General features: G+C 71.5%; 15 protein-coding genes. 1 reads left to right on the forward strand and 14 read right to left on the reverse strand.

Annotation, left to right across the window (positions count from 1 at the left end; translation table 11 throughout):
- The 14 genes from KME77_RS30215 to pgsA form a co-directional block, all read right to left on the reverse strand.
- Positions 1–1,010: GNAT family N-acetyltransferase (locus tag KME77_RS30215; protein WP_308250596.1), on the reverse strand; the 1,010-nt coding region annotated here is incomplete at its 3' end.
- Positions 1,011–1,057: 47 nt separating this feature from the next.
- A complete protein-coding gene (locus tag KME77_RS07095) occupies positions 1,058–2,716 on the reverse strand; it encodes a carbohydrate ABC transporter permease (protein ID WP_219463146.1) in 1,659 nt (552 codons plus the stop codon).
- 42 nt (positions 2,717–2,758) lie between these two features.
- Positions 2,759–3,511: a YebC/PmpR family DNA-binding transcriptional regulator gene (locus KME77_RS07100; protein ID WP_219463148.1), complete on the reverse strand. Its 753-nt coding sequence runs from the start codon at positions 3,509–3,511 to the stop codon at positions 2,759–2,761.
- Positions 3,511–4,095 carry a pyridoxal 5'-phosphate synthase glutaminase subunit PdxT gene (gene pdxT, locus KME77_RS07105; RefSeq protein WP_219463150.1) on the reverse strand — a complete coding sequence of 195 codons (585 nt, stop codon included), beginning with the start codon at positions 4,093–4,095 and terminating at the stop codon, positions 3,511–3,513. Before pdxT ends, KME77_RS07100 begins: the two co-directional genes overlap by 1 nt.
- A gap of 62 nt (positions 4,096–4,157) precedes the next feature.
- The gene (locus KME77_RS07110; protein ID WP_219463151.1) at positions 4,158–4,955 is read right to left on the reverse strand and encodes an endonuclease/exonuclease/phosphatase family protein; all 798 of its coding nucleotides are present in this window, start codon (positions 4,953–4,955) and stop codon (positions 4,158–4,160) included.
- Between the two features lie 6 nt (positions 4,956–4,961).
- Positions 4,962–6,149, reverse strand: a complete 1,188-nt coding sequence (locus KME77_RS07115; protein ID WP_246609332.1) for an MFS transporter — start codon at positions 6,147–6,149, stop codon at positions 4,962–4,964.
- Between the two features lie 67 nt (positions 6,150–6,216).
- Entirely contained in the window at positions 6,217–6,639 is a 423-nt protein-coding gene (locus KME77_RS07120) for a MarR family winged helix-turn-helix transcriptional regulator (RefSeq protein WP_219463155.1), read from the reverse strand.
- 80 nt (positions 6,640–6,719) lie between these two features.
- Positions 6,720–8,402, reverse strand: coding sequence for an alkaline phosphatase D family protein (locus tag KME77_RS07125; protein WP_219463158.1), 1,683 nt, complete (start codon positions 8,400–8,402; stop codon positions 6,720–6,722).
- 223 nt (positions 8,403–8,625) lie between these two features.
- Positions 8,626–9,546 carry a pyridoxal 5'-phosphate synthase lyase subunit PdxS gene (gene pdxS, locus KME77_RS07130; RefSeq protein ID WP_443679251.1) on the reverse strand — a complete coding sequence of 307 codons (921 nt, stop codon included), beginning with the start codon at positions 9,544–9,546 and terminating at the stop codon, positions 8,626–8,628.
- A 109-nt stretch (positions 9,547–9,655) separates the two neighbouring features.
- A complete protein-coding gene (locus KME77_RS07135) occupies positions 9,656–10,675 on the reverse strand; it encodes a DUF3048 domain-containing protein (protein WP_308250597.1) in 1,020 nt (339 codons plus the stop codon).
- Positions 10,676–10,738: 63 nt separating this feature from the next.
- Complete coding sequence (locus tag KME77_RS07140) at positions 10,739–11,281, reverse strand: LemA family protein (protein ID WP_246609333.1); 543 nt, start codon at positions 11,279–11,281, stop codon at positions 10,739–10,741.
- A gap of 50 nt (positions 11,282–11,331) precedes the next feature.
- Positions 11,332–12,462: a glycosyltransferase family 4 protein gene (locus tag KME77_RS07145; protein ID WP_219463163.1), complete on the reverse strand. Its 1,131-nt coding sequence runs from the start codon at positions 12,460–12,462 to the stop codon at positions 11,332–11,334.
- Positions 12,459–13,367 carry a phosphatidylinositol mannoside acyltransferase gene (locus KME77_RS07150; protein ID WP_219463165.1) on the reverse strand — a complete coding sequence of 303 codons (909 nt, stop codon included), beginning with the start codon at positions 13,365–13,367 and terminating at the stop codon, positions 12,459–12,461. Before KME77_RS07150 ends, KME77_RS07145 begins: the two co-directional genes overlap by 4 nt.
- The gene (gene pgsA, locus KME77_RS07155; RefSeq protein ID WP_219463167.1) at positions 13,364–13,966 is read right to left on the reverse strand and encodes a phosphatidylinositol phosphate synthase; all 603 of its coding nucleotides are present in this window, start codon (positions 13,964–13,966) and stop codon (positions 13,364–13,366) included. The genes KME77_RS07150 and pgsA overlap by 4 nt, the downstream gene beginning before the upstream one ends.
- A 165-nt stretch (positions 13,967–14,131) precedes the next feature.
- Here pgsA and KME77_RS07160 point away from each other — a divergent pair, with 165 nt between their 5' ends.
- On the forward strand, positions 14,132–16,270 hold the full coding sequence (locus KME77_RS07160) for an elongation factor G-like protein EF-G2 (RefSeq protein WP_219463168.1): 2,139 nt from the start codon (positions 14,132–14,134) through the stop codon (positions 16,268–16,270).
- Positions 16,271–16,319: the final 49 nt, after the last annotated feature.

The raw sequence follows: 16,319 nt of genomic DNA on the forward strand, positions 1-16,319 counted from the left end.
GGCGGCGTGCGCCCGCCCCCGCCGCCGGCCCGGGAGGCGGCGCCGTGGCCGCCGGAGAACTCCAGCCGCCACGTCCCCGCGTTCGCCGGGCACAGCGGGTCGGACACCTGGACGACCGCCTCGCCCGTGACGGCGGCGGGGTAGCCCCGGCGTTCCACGGCGGCCGCCAGGTCGAGCACGCGCAGCATCCAGCGAGTCTGCTTGAGCTCCTCCTTCGAGCGTTCGCGCAGCAGCCACATCACCTGGTCGTCGGGGGCGACGTTGGCGGAGACGCGCTCGGCCATGGAGGAGGCGCTGCCGACCAGCGCCCACAGGGCCCTGGAGGTCTCCTCGGAGGCGGCGACGAGGTTCTCGACGTCGATGTCGCCGTTGTCCCAGCGGTAGACGACGTAGCCGTCGGGGGCCAGGTAGAGGAAGTCGTCCTCGTCGGCCAGCCACAGCGCCCAGGTGCGCTCGTCGTAGGAGATGGGCCCGGAGGCGCGGGCGGCCACGTGGGTGGCGCGCAGGACGGAGACCAGCTCGGCGGCGTCGCCGGGGCCCATCCTGCGCAGCTTGACCGCGCCGGTGGACGGGATGGTGCGCAGCGCCTCGGCGGGCAGCGTGAGCCGGTGCTGCGACCCGGCGTGCTCGTAGCCGACGGAGCGGTAGAGGGGCGTGGTGGCCGGGTAGAGCGCCGACAGCGCGTCGCCGAAGGAGGCGGCCCGCTCGACGGTGGCCCGCATGAGCTGACGGCCGACGCCCCTGCCGCGGTCCTCGGGGTTGACGGTGACGGCGGCGACGCCGGCCATGGGCTGCGGCCTGCCGTGCCACCACTGGGTGAAGGGGCGCACCCGCGCCGTGGCGGCGAGCCTGGGGCCGTCGAACACTCCCAGGTAACGTCCCTCGGCCAGCGCGGGCAGCGCCGCCTCGCGCCAGCGCTCCTGGTCGGCGGCGGGGACCGGGCCGAAGGAACGCTTGCGCACGTCGAGAACGGCGTCGAGGTCGCCGGGGGTTATGTCACGGATCTCCACAGTCCCTCAATCTACGCAGGCAGGCCCTCAATCTACGCAGGCAGGCTCTACTCCCGCGAGCCGCCCACGGTGACGGCGAGCCGGTCGAGGTAGAACAGCTGCGCGGCCACGACGGCGGCCAGGGCGACGACGATGACGACCAGGGGCGTGGCCAGGCCGAGCTCGGGCGTCTGGAAGGCGAACTGGTTCATCTGCGTGTAGACGGCGACGGGGCCGGTGGCCAGCCCCGGGTCCTGGGCCACGAGCAGCGGCCACAGCAGGTCCTGGCCGTTGACGAGCGTGACGGCCAGGACGAGGACGCCGGCCATGGGCAGCGAGGGCCCGACCACGCCGCCGAGGAAGTCCTTCCCGGCGCGCTCGGCTAGCCCCTTGCACAGCAGCGTCAGGATCAGCAGCGCGGGCACGCTGACCAGGATCGGCGGGATGAGCGAGGCGAACGTGTCGATCAGGCCGACGCTGCGGACGTTGTTCCAGTCGGCGACGCTCAGCGGGCCGATGCCGACGAACAGCCAGGGGGCGAAGGCCAGCAGCAGCCACTCGCTCCTGCGCCCCAGCGGCCGCACGCCGCCGATGCCGAGCGCGGCCAGGTAGGCGACGCCGACCGTCACGAGGGCGCCCACCAGGGCGGGCAGCCAGGTGTTGAGGGTGTTGCGCAGGCCGTCGACGGGCCGGTCGAGCCTGGGGCCGGAGGCCGGGGCGGGGAACACCGACGAGTACAGCGCCGAGAGCCACGGCCAGGTCAGCGCGAGCGCGAGGGCCGCGAAGAGCAGCAGCGCCAGCGCGCCGACCGCCATCTTCCCCAGACGCCCGGACGCGGGCCCGGCGCCGTCGCCGCGGCGGGGCAGCAGCGTGATGCGCATCCCGCTGCCGGCGGCCACGCAGACCGCCACGATCCCCAGCACGCCCAGGATCAGCCCGAGCACGGTCGCCACCGCGGCGCCGGAGCCGATCCGCACCATCATGAACGTGGCGGTGTACTGCAGCAGCGCCAGCGTCTGCGTGGAGCCTCCGGGGCCGCCACGCGTCATGACCAGCCCGATCGTGAACGCCTGCAGCCCAGCGGCGACGGTGGCCAGCGCGACGAGGCCGCCCACGGCGAGCATGGCGGGCGGGGCGGTGCCGCCGCGCAGCGCGGGCAGGAACGCCATCGTGCCCAGCGCGCAGACCACGCCGAACGTGGCGGCGGCGATGATGAGCTGCAACGTTCCCGGCGCGGCGGCGACGTCACGCAGCCCCTCGGCCAGCGCGCCGACGCCCGCGGCCTTCGTCCGGCCGGTGACGGGGTCGGGCATGGTGCCGACCAGCCAGCTCACCGCCACGGCCACCGGCGAGAACGTCACCAGGCCGAGCGAGAGCACGATCCGCCCGGCCTTCCTGACCCAGCCGCCCGGCCAGTCGAGCGCCAGCGCCAGCAGCGGCCCTGCGACGACGGCCAGCAGCAGCGGCACGATCGTCAGCGAGACCGTGAACCCCAGCGCCTTCCAGAAGACCGCGTCACCCAGCAGCCGGCCGTAGTTGTCGAGACCGACGAAGGAGCTGGGGCCGGCGATGCTGACCGACTGCAGGCTGAGCAGGATCGTCTGCAGGGTCGGCAGGAGCAGCGTGATCAGCGTGCCCAGCAGGGCCGGCAGCAGGAGCAGCCAGCCCAGCGCCGGGGAGGCGGAGCTCGCCCGGACGGCGGCGGAAGGGGGCGGGGGGAAAGTCACGACGCCAGACCCTACAGGGGTCCGCCGACAGGACGGGCGGGATCAGGCCTCCAGCTTCTCCATGACCTCGTCGGGGACGTCGAAGTTGGCGAAGACGTTCTGGACGTCGTCGCTGTCCTCCAGCGCGTCGATGAGGCGGAAGACCTTCTTGGCGCCGTCCTCGTCGAGCGGGACGCTCATCGTGGGCAGGAAGCCGGACTCGGCGGAGTCGTAGTCGATGCCCGCCTCCTGCAGCGCCTTGCGGACCGGCACCAGATCACCGGCCTCGGAGACGACCTCGAAGGACTCCCCCAGGTCGTTGACCTCCTCGGCGCCGGCGTCGAGGACCGCCGTCAGCACGTCGTCCTCGTCGAGCCCGTTCTTGGGGACGAGCACGACGCCCTTGCGGTTGAACATGTACGACACCGAGCCCGGGTCGGCCAGCGAGCCGCCGTTGCGGGTCAGCGCGACGCGCACCTCGGAGGCCGCGCGGTTGCGGTTGTCGGTGAGGCACTCGATGAGCACCGCGACGCCGCCGGGGGCGTAGCCCTCGTACATGATGGTCTGCCAGTCGGCACCGCCGGCCTCCAGGCCGCCGCCGCGCTTGCGCGCCCGCTCGATGTTGTCGTTGGGCACGGAGTTCTTCTTCGCCTTGAAGATGGCGTCGAAGAGCGTCGGGTTGGCGTCCGGGTCGGGGCCGCCGGTCCTGGCCGCCACCTCGATGTTCTTGATGAGCTTCGCGAACAGCTTGCCGCGCTTGGCGTCGAGCGCGGCCTTCTTGTGCTTCGTCGTCGCCCATTTGGAGTGGCCGGACATTACCTAGAACTCCCATCGACCATGTCTACGAAGTAACGGTGCACGCGAGTGTCCCCGGTCAGCTCCGGGTGGAACGAGGTCGCGAGCAAAGGCCCTTGGCGGACCGCGACGATCCTATCCCCAGGCTCGGCGGTTCCCAGCACGTCGACGTCCGCGCCGACCGATTCGACCCAGGGCGCGCGGATGAAAACGGCGTGCACCCGCTCCCCCGCGAAGTCGAGGTCGGCCTCGAAGGAGTCGACCTGGCGGCCGAAGGCGTTGCGCCTGACCACCATGTCGATGCCGCCGACGGTCTGCTGGCCGTCGGCGCCGTCCTCGATCCGGTCGGCCAGCATGATCATGCCGGCGCAGGAGCCGTAGGCGGGCATGCCCTCCTTGATCCGCATCCGGAGGGGGTCGAGCATGTCGAACGTCTCGGCGAGCTTCCACATGGTGGTCGACTCACCGCCGGGGATGACCAGGCCGTCGACCGCGTCCAGCTCGGCGGGCCTGCGCACGGCGGTGGCCGTGGCGCCCGACTCCTGGAGCATGCGCACATGCTCGCGCACGTCTCCCTGGAGAGCGAGTACACCGATCGTGGGCACAGCGATCCTTCCGTTGGGGTGCGGATTCCGACAATTCAACACCAGGATGGCCTGGGATCTTCCTAGAGGGCCACTTTGACGGTCAGGGGCTGGTGGTCGGACAGGGTGGTGCTGCGGTCCAGGCGGCAGCCGCGCACCGTCCCCTTGGGGGCGAACAGGTAGTCGAGCTTCTTGCCGGCGCGGGTCCAGCGCCGGCGTGGGTCGCACTCCTCGTACGCGCGGTACAGCGGCGCGATGATGCGCCGGCGGGGCGTGGTGTTGAGGTCGCCGCCGAGGACCCCGCGGTATCCGGGCCGGGCCGCGACGGCGAGCAGCCGTTCGAGCTGCCTGGTCCGGTACGGGGCGCCGGGCTGCCGGTCGTCGGCGGCGGCTCCGGACGACAGGTGGGTGGCGCAGGCGCGCACCTTCCTGGCGGGGAGGGTGGCGCACAGGACGCCGCGCCCGGCGTACCAGGGCGGCGAGGCCAGCGGGTAGCCCTGGAAGGTGACGGCGTCATCGGCGACCGCGACGGTGACGCTCTGCGCGCCCCGTGAGCGGCCGAGCCGGTCGGGGTGACAGGCGTAGGGCCCGCCGCCGGGAGCGGTCAGGCCCCACGAGCCGACCGTCCAGCGGCGCCCTGTCCGCTGCTCCAGCCACAGTTCGAGGGCGCTGCCGGCGCCGGTGCAGAACTCCTGGAGGAAGATCACGTCCGGCGGGCCGGGCTGCCCGGTGACGTACTGGCCGATGTTGTGGGCCAGCTCGGCCGGGGTCTGGCGGTAGAGGGCGCAGGCGGGGTTGGTGCCCGCGCACACGTTCCACGTGGTCACGGTGAGATCGGTACGAGGCTCGGCCAGCAGCGCCAGCAGCGCGTCCCCCATCATGGGACGTCATCCAACCACGGCGGTCTCCCGCACCGCGACGTCCACGCGGGCCAGAGCGCGCAGGTGGTGGCGCCTGGCGCGGAGGATGCCCATGCCGATCAGGCAGCAGGCGGCGCCGACGGCGTACGGGACGGCGATCCCGATCTCCTCGCCGAGCTTGGTGGCGACGTACGGGGCCAGCGCCCCGCCCATCCAGCGGACGAAGTTGTACCCGGCGGAGGCGACGGGCCTGGGCGCGTCGGAGACCTCCATGGCCGACTCGGTGAAGACGGTGTTGTTCAGGCCGATCGGGATGCCGGACAGGATGGTGAACACGATGATCCCGGCGTGGATCCCGGTGTGGATCCCGGCGTGCCCGGACAGGGCGATGCCGGCCTGGAGGACGGCCAGCAGGCCCAGCGCCAGGTGCAGCACGTTCACCGAGCCGATCCTGCGCCGCAATGGCGGCGCGGCGAACACCGAGGCCAGCGCGACGCAGACGCCCCAGCCGAAGAACACGGCGCCGATGCCGTACGCGCTCATGTTCAGGATGAACGGGGTGAAGGCGAGGATCGTGAAGAACGCGAAGTTGTAGAACAGCGCGGTGAAGGCCGTGGTGGACAGCCCGCCGTGCGCCAGGGCCCTGAGGGGCGCGCTGAGCCGGGTCCTGACGGCGGGCCTGGGCGTGGCCCTGAGCAGCGTGGCGACGAGCACGAACCCGGCGGCCATCAGCGTCGCGGTGCCGAAGAAGGGCGCCCGCCAGTTCCAGTCGCCGAGCAGCGCCCCGGCCAGGGGCCCGGCGGAGATGCCGAGGCCGAGCGCGGCCTCGTACAGGATGATGGCCGACTCGGCGCCGCCGCTGGCCGCGCCGACGATGACGGCGAGCGCGGTGGCCACGAACAACGCGTTGCCCAGGCCCCAGCCGGCGCGGAAGCCGACCAGCTCGGCGACGCTGCCGGAGGTGCCGGCGAGCGCGGCGAAGACGACGACCAGGGCGAGCCCGGCCAGCAGCGTCCGCTTGCCGCCGATGCGGCTGGAGACCCAGCCGGTCAGCAGCATCGCCACGGCGGTCACCAGGAAGTAGCTGGTGAACAGCAGCGACACCTGGCTCGGCGTGGCCTTCAGCCCTTGGGCGATGGACGGCAGGATCGGGTCGACGAGGCCGATGCCCATGAACGCGACGACCGCGGCGAACGCGGTGGCCCAGACGGACATGGGCTGGCGGAGGATTCCGCCGCGGGTTGACACACCCGAGGACATGGTGCTCCTTGTACGAGTTCTCTCAGCCGAGGCCCAGCTTGGCCAGGGCGGGCAGGGCGATCGCCAGGGCGTCGCGCTCCTGTTCGGTGAGCGCGGCCAGCTCCCGTTCGAGGTGGGCGTTCCTGGCCCGCCGTACGGCCAGGAGCCGCTCGCGGCCCTCGCCGGTGAGCTCGACCGTCCTGACGCGCGCGTCGCCGGGGTCGGAGCCGCGCGCGACGAGGCCCGCGTCCTGCAGCCGGTTGATCTGCACGGTCATGGTCGGCAGTTGCACGGCGTGCTCCTCGGCCAGGCTCGTCATGCGGCGCGGGCCGCGTTCCAGCGAGCCGAGCACGGAGTACTGCTGGCTGGTGACGGGCTGGCCGGCGACGGTGCGCCTGAGCAGCAGCACGAGGTGGCGCAGGACAGCGGAGAGCTGATCGGCCAGCTCGGCGGGATCGTCCGACATACTTAGCCCAACTAACTTAGCCTGGCTAATATTCCGGTCGCGAAAAGCGGCGCCCCGGCGGGAGCGCCGCTTCGCGGGTGCTACGGGCGCTCGGTCTCCAGGCGGACGGTGTCGTCCACCGAGACGCGCCGGGCCAGCGCCGACGGGTCGAGCGGGCGCAGGTAGGTCTGCTGCACGCCGGGCACGCGGTCCTCGACCACGAACGTCGCCCTGGTGTAGGACTCGGCGCCGGGCTCGCGCAGGTAGGGCACCACCTTGAAGTCCGCGCTGAGCTGGTGGCGGTCGATCTTCGTCAGCACGTAGCCGCGCTGGTTGTTGTAGAACTTCAGGTGCGGGTTGATCGCCAGGAACGGGTGCGTGGCCGGGTCGGAGTCGGCCCCGTCGCCGCCGGTGGAGATCGAGGAGGCGACCAGCTCCGAGCCGACGCTCGGGCCCGTCGGGTCGTCGTAGTCCAGCTTCAGGTCGCTGGCCCAGTGCGCGTGCACGTCGCCGGTCAGCACGACGGCGTTGCGCACCCGGGCGTCGATCCAGCCCTGGGTGATGCGCTGCCGGGAGGCGACGTAGCCGTCCCAGGAGTCCTGGCTGGTCACCTTGGCCGGGCCGGCGTTGTTGTCACGCTGGGCGAAGAACACCTGCTGGCCCAGGATGTCCCACTGGGCGCGCGACCTGTGGAAGCCGTCGATCAGCCAGGCCTCCTGCTCGGCCCCGGCGATCGACCTGCTCGGGTCCACCGAGGCGGGGCAGTCCTTGTAGCCGTCGCCGCAGCCCTGGTCGTCGCGGTACTGCCGGGTGTCCATCATGTGGAAGTTGGCCAGTTTGCCCCAGCGGACGCGCCGGTACAGCTGCATGTCCACGCCGCGCGGGATGGAGGTACGGCGCAGCGGCATGTTCTCGTAGTACGCCCGGAAGGCGGCCTCGCGGCGCTGCGGGAACGCGGGCGCCTCCTCGGGACGCTCGGGCATGTCGTCGGCCCAGTTGTTGTCCACCTCGTGGTCGTCCCAGACGACGAGCCAGGGGGCGGCGGCGTGGGCGGCCTGCAGGTCGGGGTCGGCCTTGTACTGGGCGTGGCGCTGGCGGTAGCCGGCCAGCGTGACGGTCTCGGGTCCCTCGTGGTCGCGGACGTTGCCGCCGGGGATGGTGTAGGTGTTCCTGGTGTACTCGTACTGGTAGTCGCCCAGGTGCAGGATGAGGTCCGGGCGCTCCTCGGCCAGCCTGCGGTAGGAGGTGAAGTGGCCGTGCTCGTACTGGGCGCAGGAGACGAACGCCATCGACAGGCCGCCGCCGTACGACAGCGGGTGCGGCGCGGTCCTGGCGCGGCCCAGCGGCGAGACGTAGGGGCCCACGCGGAAGCGGTACCAGTAGTCGCGGTCCGACGACAGGCGGTCCAGCTCGACGTGGACGCTGTGCCCCCACTCGGGCGTGGCCACGGCCACCCCGGAGCGCACGACGCGGCGGGCGCGCTCGTCGGAATACACCTGCCACTGCACCGCGAACGGCCGCTGCGGCATGCCGCCGAACCCGTCCTCGGCCAGCGGCTGCTGGGCCAGGCGGGTCCAGATGACGAACCCCCCGTCGTCGGGGTCGCCGCTGGCCACGCCGAGCGTGAACGGGTCGGTGGTCAGGCCGCGTGAGGCCAGGGTCCGCGCGCTCTCCGCGGCCGGGTCCGGGTCGGGCTCCGCGTGCGCGGCGGTGGACGGGATCGTGGCGGCGGCGCCTGCCGCTAAGCCGGTGACGAGGAAGTGGCGGCGGTTCAGCTTGGACACGGAGCGCTCCTCGGACGGTCGGGTGGCGGAGGACGCCCGAAGTTTCCCGAACCTCCGTGACGTCTCGGTGAACGCCACACAACACGAAAAAGGCGACATCCTTCGCGGATATCGCCTTTTTGGAGATTTTCGCCGCCGTGCCGCGGTGCCCGCCGGGTCAGATCATCTCACCGGCCGACGGTCGTGACCTGCGACGACGCGCCCAGATTCTTGCCGGGCGCGCTTACCAGCCGCGCTCGGCCAGCCGGTGCGGCTGCGGGATCTCGTCCACGTTGATGCCCACCATCGCCTCGCCGAGTCCGCGCGAGACCTTGGCGATCACGTCCGGGTCGTCGTAGAACGTCGTCGCCTTGACGATGGCCGCGGCGCGCTTGGCCGGGTCGCCGGACTTGAAGATGCCCGAGCCCACGAAGACGCCCTCGGCGCCGAGCTGCATCATCATCGCCGCGTCCGCCGGGGTGGCGATGCCGCCCGCGGTGAACAGCACGACGGGCAGCTTGCCGGTGCGGGCCACCTCGGCGACCAGCTCGTACGGGGCCTGCAGCTCCTTGGCCGCCACGTACAGCTCGTCCTCGGGCAGCGAGGTCAGCCGCTTGATCTCGGCCCGGATGGTGCGCATGTGGGTGACCGCGTTGGACACGTCGCCGGTGCCGGCCTCGCCCTTGGAGCGGATCATGGCCGCGCCCTCGGTGATGCGGCGCATGGCCTCGCCGAGGTTCGTCGCGCCGCAGACGAAGGGCACGGTGAACTGCCACTTGTCGATGTGGTTGGCGTAGTCGGCGGGCGTGAGCACCTCCGACTCGTCCACGTAGTCGACGCCCAGGGCCTGCAGCACCCGGGCCTCCATGAAGTGGCCGATGCGGGCCTTGGCCATGACCGGGATCGAGACGGTGGAGATGATGCCGTCGATCATGTCGGGGTCGCTCATCCGGGACACCCCGCCCTGCGCGCGGATGTCGGCGGGCACGCGCTCCAGGGCCATCACGGCGACGGCGCCGGCGTCCTCGGCGATCTTCGCCTGCTCGGGGGTGACGACGTCCATGATGACGCCGCCCTTGAGCATCTCGGCCATGCCGCGCTTGACGCGGGCAGTTCCGGTGACGGGGGTGTTTTCGGGCGTGCTGGACACGACGGTCTTCCTCACAACGGCGGATCGGTAAGTTATCAAGCCCAGGATAGGTCCTGAGCAGCTCTCCCCCGACACACCACCGTGTCAGGATTTATCAGCGTTTTTGTACGCCACGGAGTGGATATCAAGGGATGACGGGCTTACGGCTGGCGAGCGCCACCCAGACCTGGCCGGGCGCGAAGTTCATCGGCTCACCGCTCGTAGTGGTGAACGTCGTGCCGGCCTCCTCTGATTCCCGCTCCCACTTCGCCTTGTACGCCTTGCCGTCGCGCAGCACCACGGCCGAGCCCTTCCCGGTGCTGTGCACCAGGGGCGTGTAGCTCTGGTTCTTGTCGTGGAACTGCGAGCGCTCGGTCTTGGTGTACTGCACCACGATGGTCGGCGCGCCGAGCTGCCCGCCCTCGGCCGCCATGTCCTTCTTGCCGTCCTGCCAGATCAGCCACTTGCTGTCGGCCTCGGACCAGGCGAAGGTGAAGCGCGCGCCGGGCCACTTGACGGTGTACGACTTCTTGTCCACGCCGCCCTCGGCCGGGGCGTCGCCGAAGGTGAAGCCGATGTCCTTGGCCTTGTCGGCGCCGGGCGCCCGGGTCAGCAGCTTCTTGGTGGTGGCGAACAGGTTGTACGGGGCGAAGCGTCCCGGCTGGCGGAAGAACGCGCCCGGGTTGCGGGTGTCGCCCACGTCGTACAGGGACGCCTTGGCCATGAAGGGCAGCATCTTGGACTGCACGCCCGAGTACGCGAAGGCCGGCTTGCCGAACTGCGGCACGATGTGCAGGTCGGAGATGCGGGCGCTGCGCACCGGCCCCACCTTGGCCGGCAGCTTCGAGGAGAAGATCGCCATGAGCCGGGTCAGGCCCGCCTCGACCTGCTCGACGTAGACGATGTCGGCGCTCTGCAGCCCCATCTGCGGCTTGCCGGCGGCGGTGTTCTCGATCTTGACGGCGAGCACCTGCTTGGCGGCGCCCTTCATCGGCAGGCCGGTGAACGGGTGCTTCTTGGCCTCCGCCGTGGGCTGCTCCGTCGGGGCCGCCGTGGTCGCCTGCGGCGCCTGGCCCGCGGAGGGCTTGTCCGACGAGCAGGCCGCCACCGGCAGCAGGACCGCCGCCCCTGCCAGCGTCACGGTGATCATCCGGGGTAGCCGCACCTGTGTACTCCTCCGCGTCAGCCAAGAAAACGGAAGAAGCTTACCGGCGCTCCTTAAATGCGGTCATTCGGTTGCCATACTGACGGGCGGATTGTCATCAATCTCGAAGAATTGCGGGTATTCGGTGTGCCCCGCCAGCCGCAGCACCCTGGCCAGCCAGCGGCGCTGGGCCGTACGGGTGACGCCGACGGCGTTGTTGTAGAAGCGGCGCGAGTAGACGACCTTGGTCACCGCGCCGTCGAGCTCCTCCAGCAGCTCCTGGCCGCCGGGTGACTCGGCCAGTTTCTCCCTGAAGCGCTCCTGGTCGACGGCGGCGCGCAGCGCGCCCGACAGGTCGCTCTCGGCGTGCTCGCGCTCCTCCGGGCCTGACATCCTGGCCTCGTGGGCCGCGGCGGCCAGCACGAGCGAGGTGGCCGGGTCCAGCAGCCGGGAGCCCGCCAGCTCCAGGACCACGGCCCGGCGGCGCATGAGCGCGGCGTCGAGGGCCTCCTGGGCCAGTTCGAGCCGGATGTGCAGCCGGTCCAGGCGGCCGGCCCGCCAGGAGATGTAGACGGCCGTGAGCACCACGACGATGCCCGCGATCAGCGCGATGATGAGGGGACTCAAAGGTGATCACCTGTCACAGGTCGTCGCCGGAAAAGCCCTCGGACGGGCCGTCACAGATCTTCCTCCACGCGGCCCGCCCCGCTGGCGGTCACCGTCTCGTACACCCTGACCACGTCGCGCGCGACCGTCGACCAGTCGTACTTGCCGACCGCGACCAGCGCCTCCTCGGCCAGCTTGGCGCGCCGCTCCGGGGCGTCGAGCAGCGCCGCCGCCTCGCGGGCCAGCGAGGCCGGGTCGCCGTTGCTGAACAGCGCGCCCGCCTGCCCCTCGCCCAGCACCTTGCGGAAGGCCGGGATGTCGCTGGCCAGCACGGTGGCGCCGGAGGCCATGGCCTCGGCCAGCACGATGCCGAAGCTCTCGCCCCTGGTGTTGGGCGCGCAGAACACGTCCACCGAGTGGTAGGCGCGGATCTTGTCGGCCTCGCTCACCATGCCCAGCACGGTGACCCGGTCGCGCACGCCCTTCGGCAGCCGGTCGTGGACGTCCTTGGCGTCGCCGGGCCCGGCGACGAGCAGCTTGAGGTCCGGGCGCTCGGGGGCGAGCTGCGCGAAGGCGTCGAGCAGGATCGGCAGGCCCTTGCGCTCCTCGTCCATCCGGCCCAGGAAGCCGAGCGTCGCGCCGTCGGGCCCCCAGCCGTCGAGCGGCTCGGCGTCGGAGTAGCGGCTGACCGTCACCCCGTTGGGGATCAGCACGGTGTCGCCGCCGAACTGCTCGACCAGGCTCTTGCGGGCCGCGTCGGACACCGCGATACGGCCGCTCAGCTTCTCCAGCGCGCTGCGCAGCAGCGGCTCGGCCACCGCGATGGCCCGCGAGCGCGTCCAGGAGGCGTGGAAGGTGGCCACGATCGGCCCCTTGGCCGCCCAGCAGGCCAGCACGCCCAGGCTCGGCACCAGCGGCTCGTGGATGTGCAGCACGTCGAAGCCGCCGTCGCGCACCCACCTGCGCACCCGGGCCGCCGAGATGAAGCCGAACGACATCCGGGCCACCGAGCCGTTGTACGGCACCGGGATGGCCCGGCCCGCGCCCGTCACGTACGGCGGCAGTTCCTCGTCGTCGGCGGCCGGGGCGATGACCGAGACGTCGTGCCGCTGCGCGATCAACGCCTGGGCCAGGTCGTCGATGTGCTGCTTGACCCCGCCGGGCATGTCCCAGGAATAGGGGCAGACGATGCCGACCTTCATCGGGTCAGGTCCTCCAGCCACAGCCGCTGCAGCATGTGCCAGTCCTCCGGGTGCTCGGCGATGCCCTTCTCGAAGACGTCCGTCAGGCGCTGCGCCACGACGGCGACCTTCTCCTGCCGGGTGCCCTCGGCGGGGACGGCGACCTCCGGGTGGATGTCGACGCCCCAGTCGTCGCCGTGGAAGTAGACGATGGCCGGCAGCAGGGCCGCGCCGGTCTGCACGGCCAGCAGCGGCGGCCCGGCCGGCACCTTGGTCGCCGAGCCGAAGAAGCGCACCTCGATGCCGCTCTTGGTCAGGTCGCGCTCGGCCGGCAGGCACACCACGCCGCCCTTACGCACGCGCGTGGCCAGGGTCCCGAAGTTGTGGCCGTCGCCGCCGGTCAGCGGCAGCACCTCCATGCCGAGCCCCTCGCGGAAGGCGACGTAGCGGCGGAACAGCGACTCGGGCTTGAGCCGCTCGGCGACCGTCGTGAACGGGTGCCCGATGCCCGCCAGCCAGGCGCCCGCCTGGTCCCAGTTGCCCATGTGCGGCAGCGCCAGCACCACGCCGCGCCCGGCCGCCACGTTGTCGTGGACGTGCTCGACGCCGGTCACGTGGGTGCGGCGGACGACCTCCTCGCGGGGCATCGACGGCAGCCGGAACACCTCGTGGAAGTAGCGGAAGTACGAGCGCATGCCCGCCCTGGTCAGCTCGCCCAGCTCGGCGCTGCCCGGCTCCAGCCCGGTCACCCTGGCCAGGTTGGACTCCAGGCGGCGCACCGACTTGCCGCGCCTGCGCCACAGCCGGTCGGCCAGCAGCCTGAACGCCCCGGCCGTCGGCCGCTCGGGCAGCAGCGGCACGAGCTTCCAGCCGGCCGCGAACCCCGCGGCGACGACACGATCGCTGATCGACGGATTCTCGCTCATGGCTCCCTCGTCTGCCGGTGGACGTGCACCACCCGTTGCACGACGGTGACGGCGCTGGCGAGCGCCAGCAGCCACATCCCCGCGGGCAGAATGTACGGCACGCCGAGCCCGGAGAAACAGGCGGCCACCAGTGCCACGACCAGCCGCTCCGGCCGCTCGGCCAGGCCCACGTCACAGGTCAGGCCGAGCCCCTCGGCCCTGGCCTTGGCGTACGACACCAGGGCCCCGGCCACCAGGCAGCCCAGCGTGACGGCCGCCATCACCGTGTCGTCGCGCGAGATGAAGTAAAGGATCAGCCCGGAGAAGATCGCCGCGTCGGCCACCCGGTCGAGCGTCGAGTCGAGGAAGGCCCCCCAGGTGCTGCCGCCCTTGCCGCCGAGCCGGGCCACCAGGCCGTCCAGCAGGTCGAACAGCACGAACACGGTGATCACCAGGGCGCCCGCGGCGAGCTGCCCCAGCGGGAAGAACACCAGCGCGGAGACGACCGTGCCGATCGTGCCGATGGCGGTGACGGCGTTGGGGCCGATCCCGCGGCGGACGAGTGCCCTGCCCAGCGGGGTGAGGATCCGGGTCATGGCGGGGCGCAGGAGTTTCAGCATGGCGCTCCGATCGTAGGCCATCGAAGGACCGACGACTTTCTTTGCCTCACCCCCCTTGTGATATCCGCCACAGGGGTATTTGGTGAACACACCGCGTCCAAGCGGTCTCCATCCCCCGCCCGGGCGCGGCGTTGGCACCTCACACCGACGACGCGGGAGGCGAATGTGGCGGAAAAGAACCAGGGCCATGCCATGGGAGCCGCGGGCAGGGCACCAGCGGCCGACAGGGCGGACGCGATACGCAACGTCGTGCTGGTCGGCCACTCAGGAGCGGGCAAGACAACCCTCGTCGAGCAACTGCTGGCCGCGACCGGCACGATCCAGCGGGCCGGCCGGGTGGAGGACGGCAACACGGTCACCGACTTCGACGAGGTGGAGGTGCGTCAGCAGCGCTCGGTCAACCTCTCCCTCGCGCCGCTGGTGCACAACAGCATCAAGATCAACCTTCTGGACACCCCCGGTTACGCCGACTTCGTGGGCGACCTGCGCGCCGGGTTGCGCGCCGCCGACGCCGCCCTCTTCGTCGTGTCGGCCTCCGAGGGCATCGACGGGCTCACCCGGATGCTGTGGGAGGAGTGCAGCCAGGTCGGCATGCCGAGGGCCGTCGTGATCACCAAGATCGACCACCAGCGGGCCGACTTCGACGAGGTGCTGGCCACCTGCCAGGACGTCTTCGGCGACGGCGTGGCCCCCCTGTACCTCCCGGTGATCACCAACGGGCACGTCAACGGCCTGATCGGGCTGCTGACGCAGAAGTTCTACAACTACGCCACGGGCACCCGTACGGAGAAGGACCCGGGAGCCGAGTACGAGTCGCAGATCGAGGAGCACCGCGGCACCCTGATCGAGGGCATCATCCAGGAGAGCGAAGACGAGTCGCTCATGGAGCGCTACCTGGAGGGCGAGCCGATCGACACCAAGGTCCTCATCGAGGACCTGGAGAAGGCCGTCGCGCGCGGCAGCTTCTTCCCGGTGCTGTGCAGCGGGCTCGGCGTCGGCGCCCACGAGGTGCTCGAACTCATCACCCAGGGCTTCCCCTCCCCCCTCGAACACCCCATGCCCGAGATCACGTCCCTGGACGGCAAGCCCGTCAAGGGCATCACCTGCGACTCCGACGGTCCCCTGGTCGCCGAGGTCGTCAAGACCACCAGCGACCCGTACGTGGGCCGCATCAGCCTCGTACGCGTCTTCTCGGGCTCCCTGCGCCCCGACATGACCGTGCACGTGTCCGGGCACGGCCAGGCCGACCGCGGGCACGAGGACCACGACGTGGACGAGCGCATCGGCACGCTCACCTGCCCCCTGGGCAAGCAGCAGCGCGGCGCGGCCAAGGGCATCGCCGGCGACATCATCGCGGTGGCCAAGCTGTCGCGGGCCGAGACCGGCGACACGCTGTCGGAGGTGGAGCGGCCGCTGCTGATGACGTCGTGGGCGATGCCCGACCCGCTGCTGCCGGTCGCCATCCAGGCCAAGTCCAAGGCCGACGAGGACAAGCTCTCGCAGGCCCTGGGCCGCCTCGTGGCCGAGGACCCGACCCTGCGCCTGGAGAACAACGCCGAGACCCGCCAGCTCGTCCTGTGGTGCATGGGAGAGGCCCACACCGACGTGCTGCTCGACCGGCTGTCCAAGCGGCACGGCGTCGAGGTCGAGCGGATCGACCTGCGGGTGCCGCTGCGCGAGACGTTCGGCGGCAAGTGCCAGGCGATGGGACGCAACGTCAAGCAGACCGGCGGTCACGGCCAGTTCGCCATCTGCCATCTGGAGGTCGAGCCCCTGCCGTCCGGCGGGGGTTTCGAGTTCGTGGACAAGATCGTCGGCGGCGTGGTGCCCCGGCAGTTCATCCCGTCGGTCGAGAAGGGCGTGCGGGCGCAGATGGAGCGGGGGGTCGTCGCCGGCTACCCGATGGTGGACGTGCGCGTCACCCTGTACGACGGCAAGGCCCACTCGGTCGACTCCTCCGACATGGCCTTCCAGATCGCCGGCCAGCTGGCGCTCAAGGAGGCGGCGTCCAAGGTGTCGACGCTGCTGCTGGAGCCGGTGGACGAGCTGTCGGTGCTGGTGGCCGACGACTACGTGGGATCGGTGATGTCGGACCTGTCGTCGCGGCGCGGGCGCGTGCTCGGCACCGAGCCCGTCGGCACCGGGCGGACGCTGGTCAAGGCCGAGGTGCCCGAGCTGGAGATCACCCGGTACGCGATCGACCTGCGGTCCATGTCGCACGGGACGGGGACGTTCCAGCGCTCGTTCCTGCGGTACGAGCCGCTGCCGTCGCACCTGGCGGACAAGGTGGCCGCCACGTCCTGAGAGGTGACTCGCGAGGGGGGGGGGGGGGGGCGGGGGCCCCCCGCCCCGC

The sequence above is a fragment of the Nonomuraea rhizosphaerae genome (genome assembly GCF_019396405.1).
GTDB lineage: Bacteria > Actinomycetota > Actinomycetes > Streptosporangiales > Streptosporangiaceae > Nonomuraea > Nonomuraea rhizosphaerae.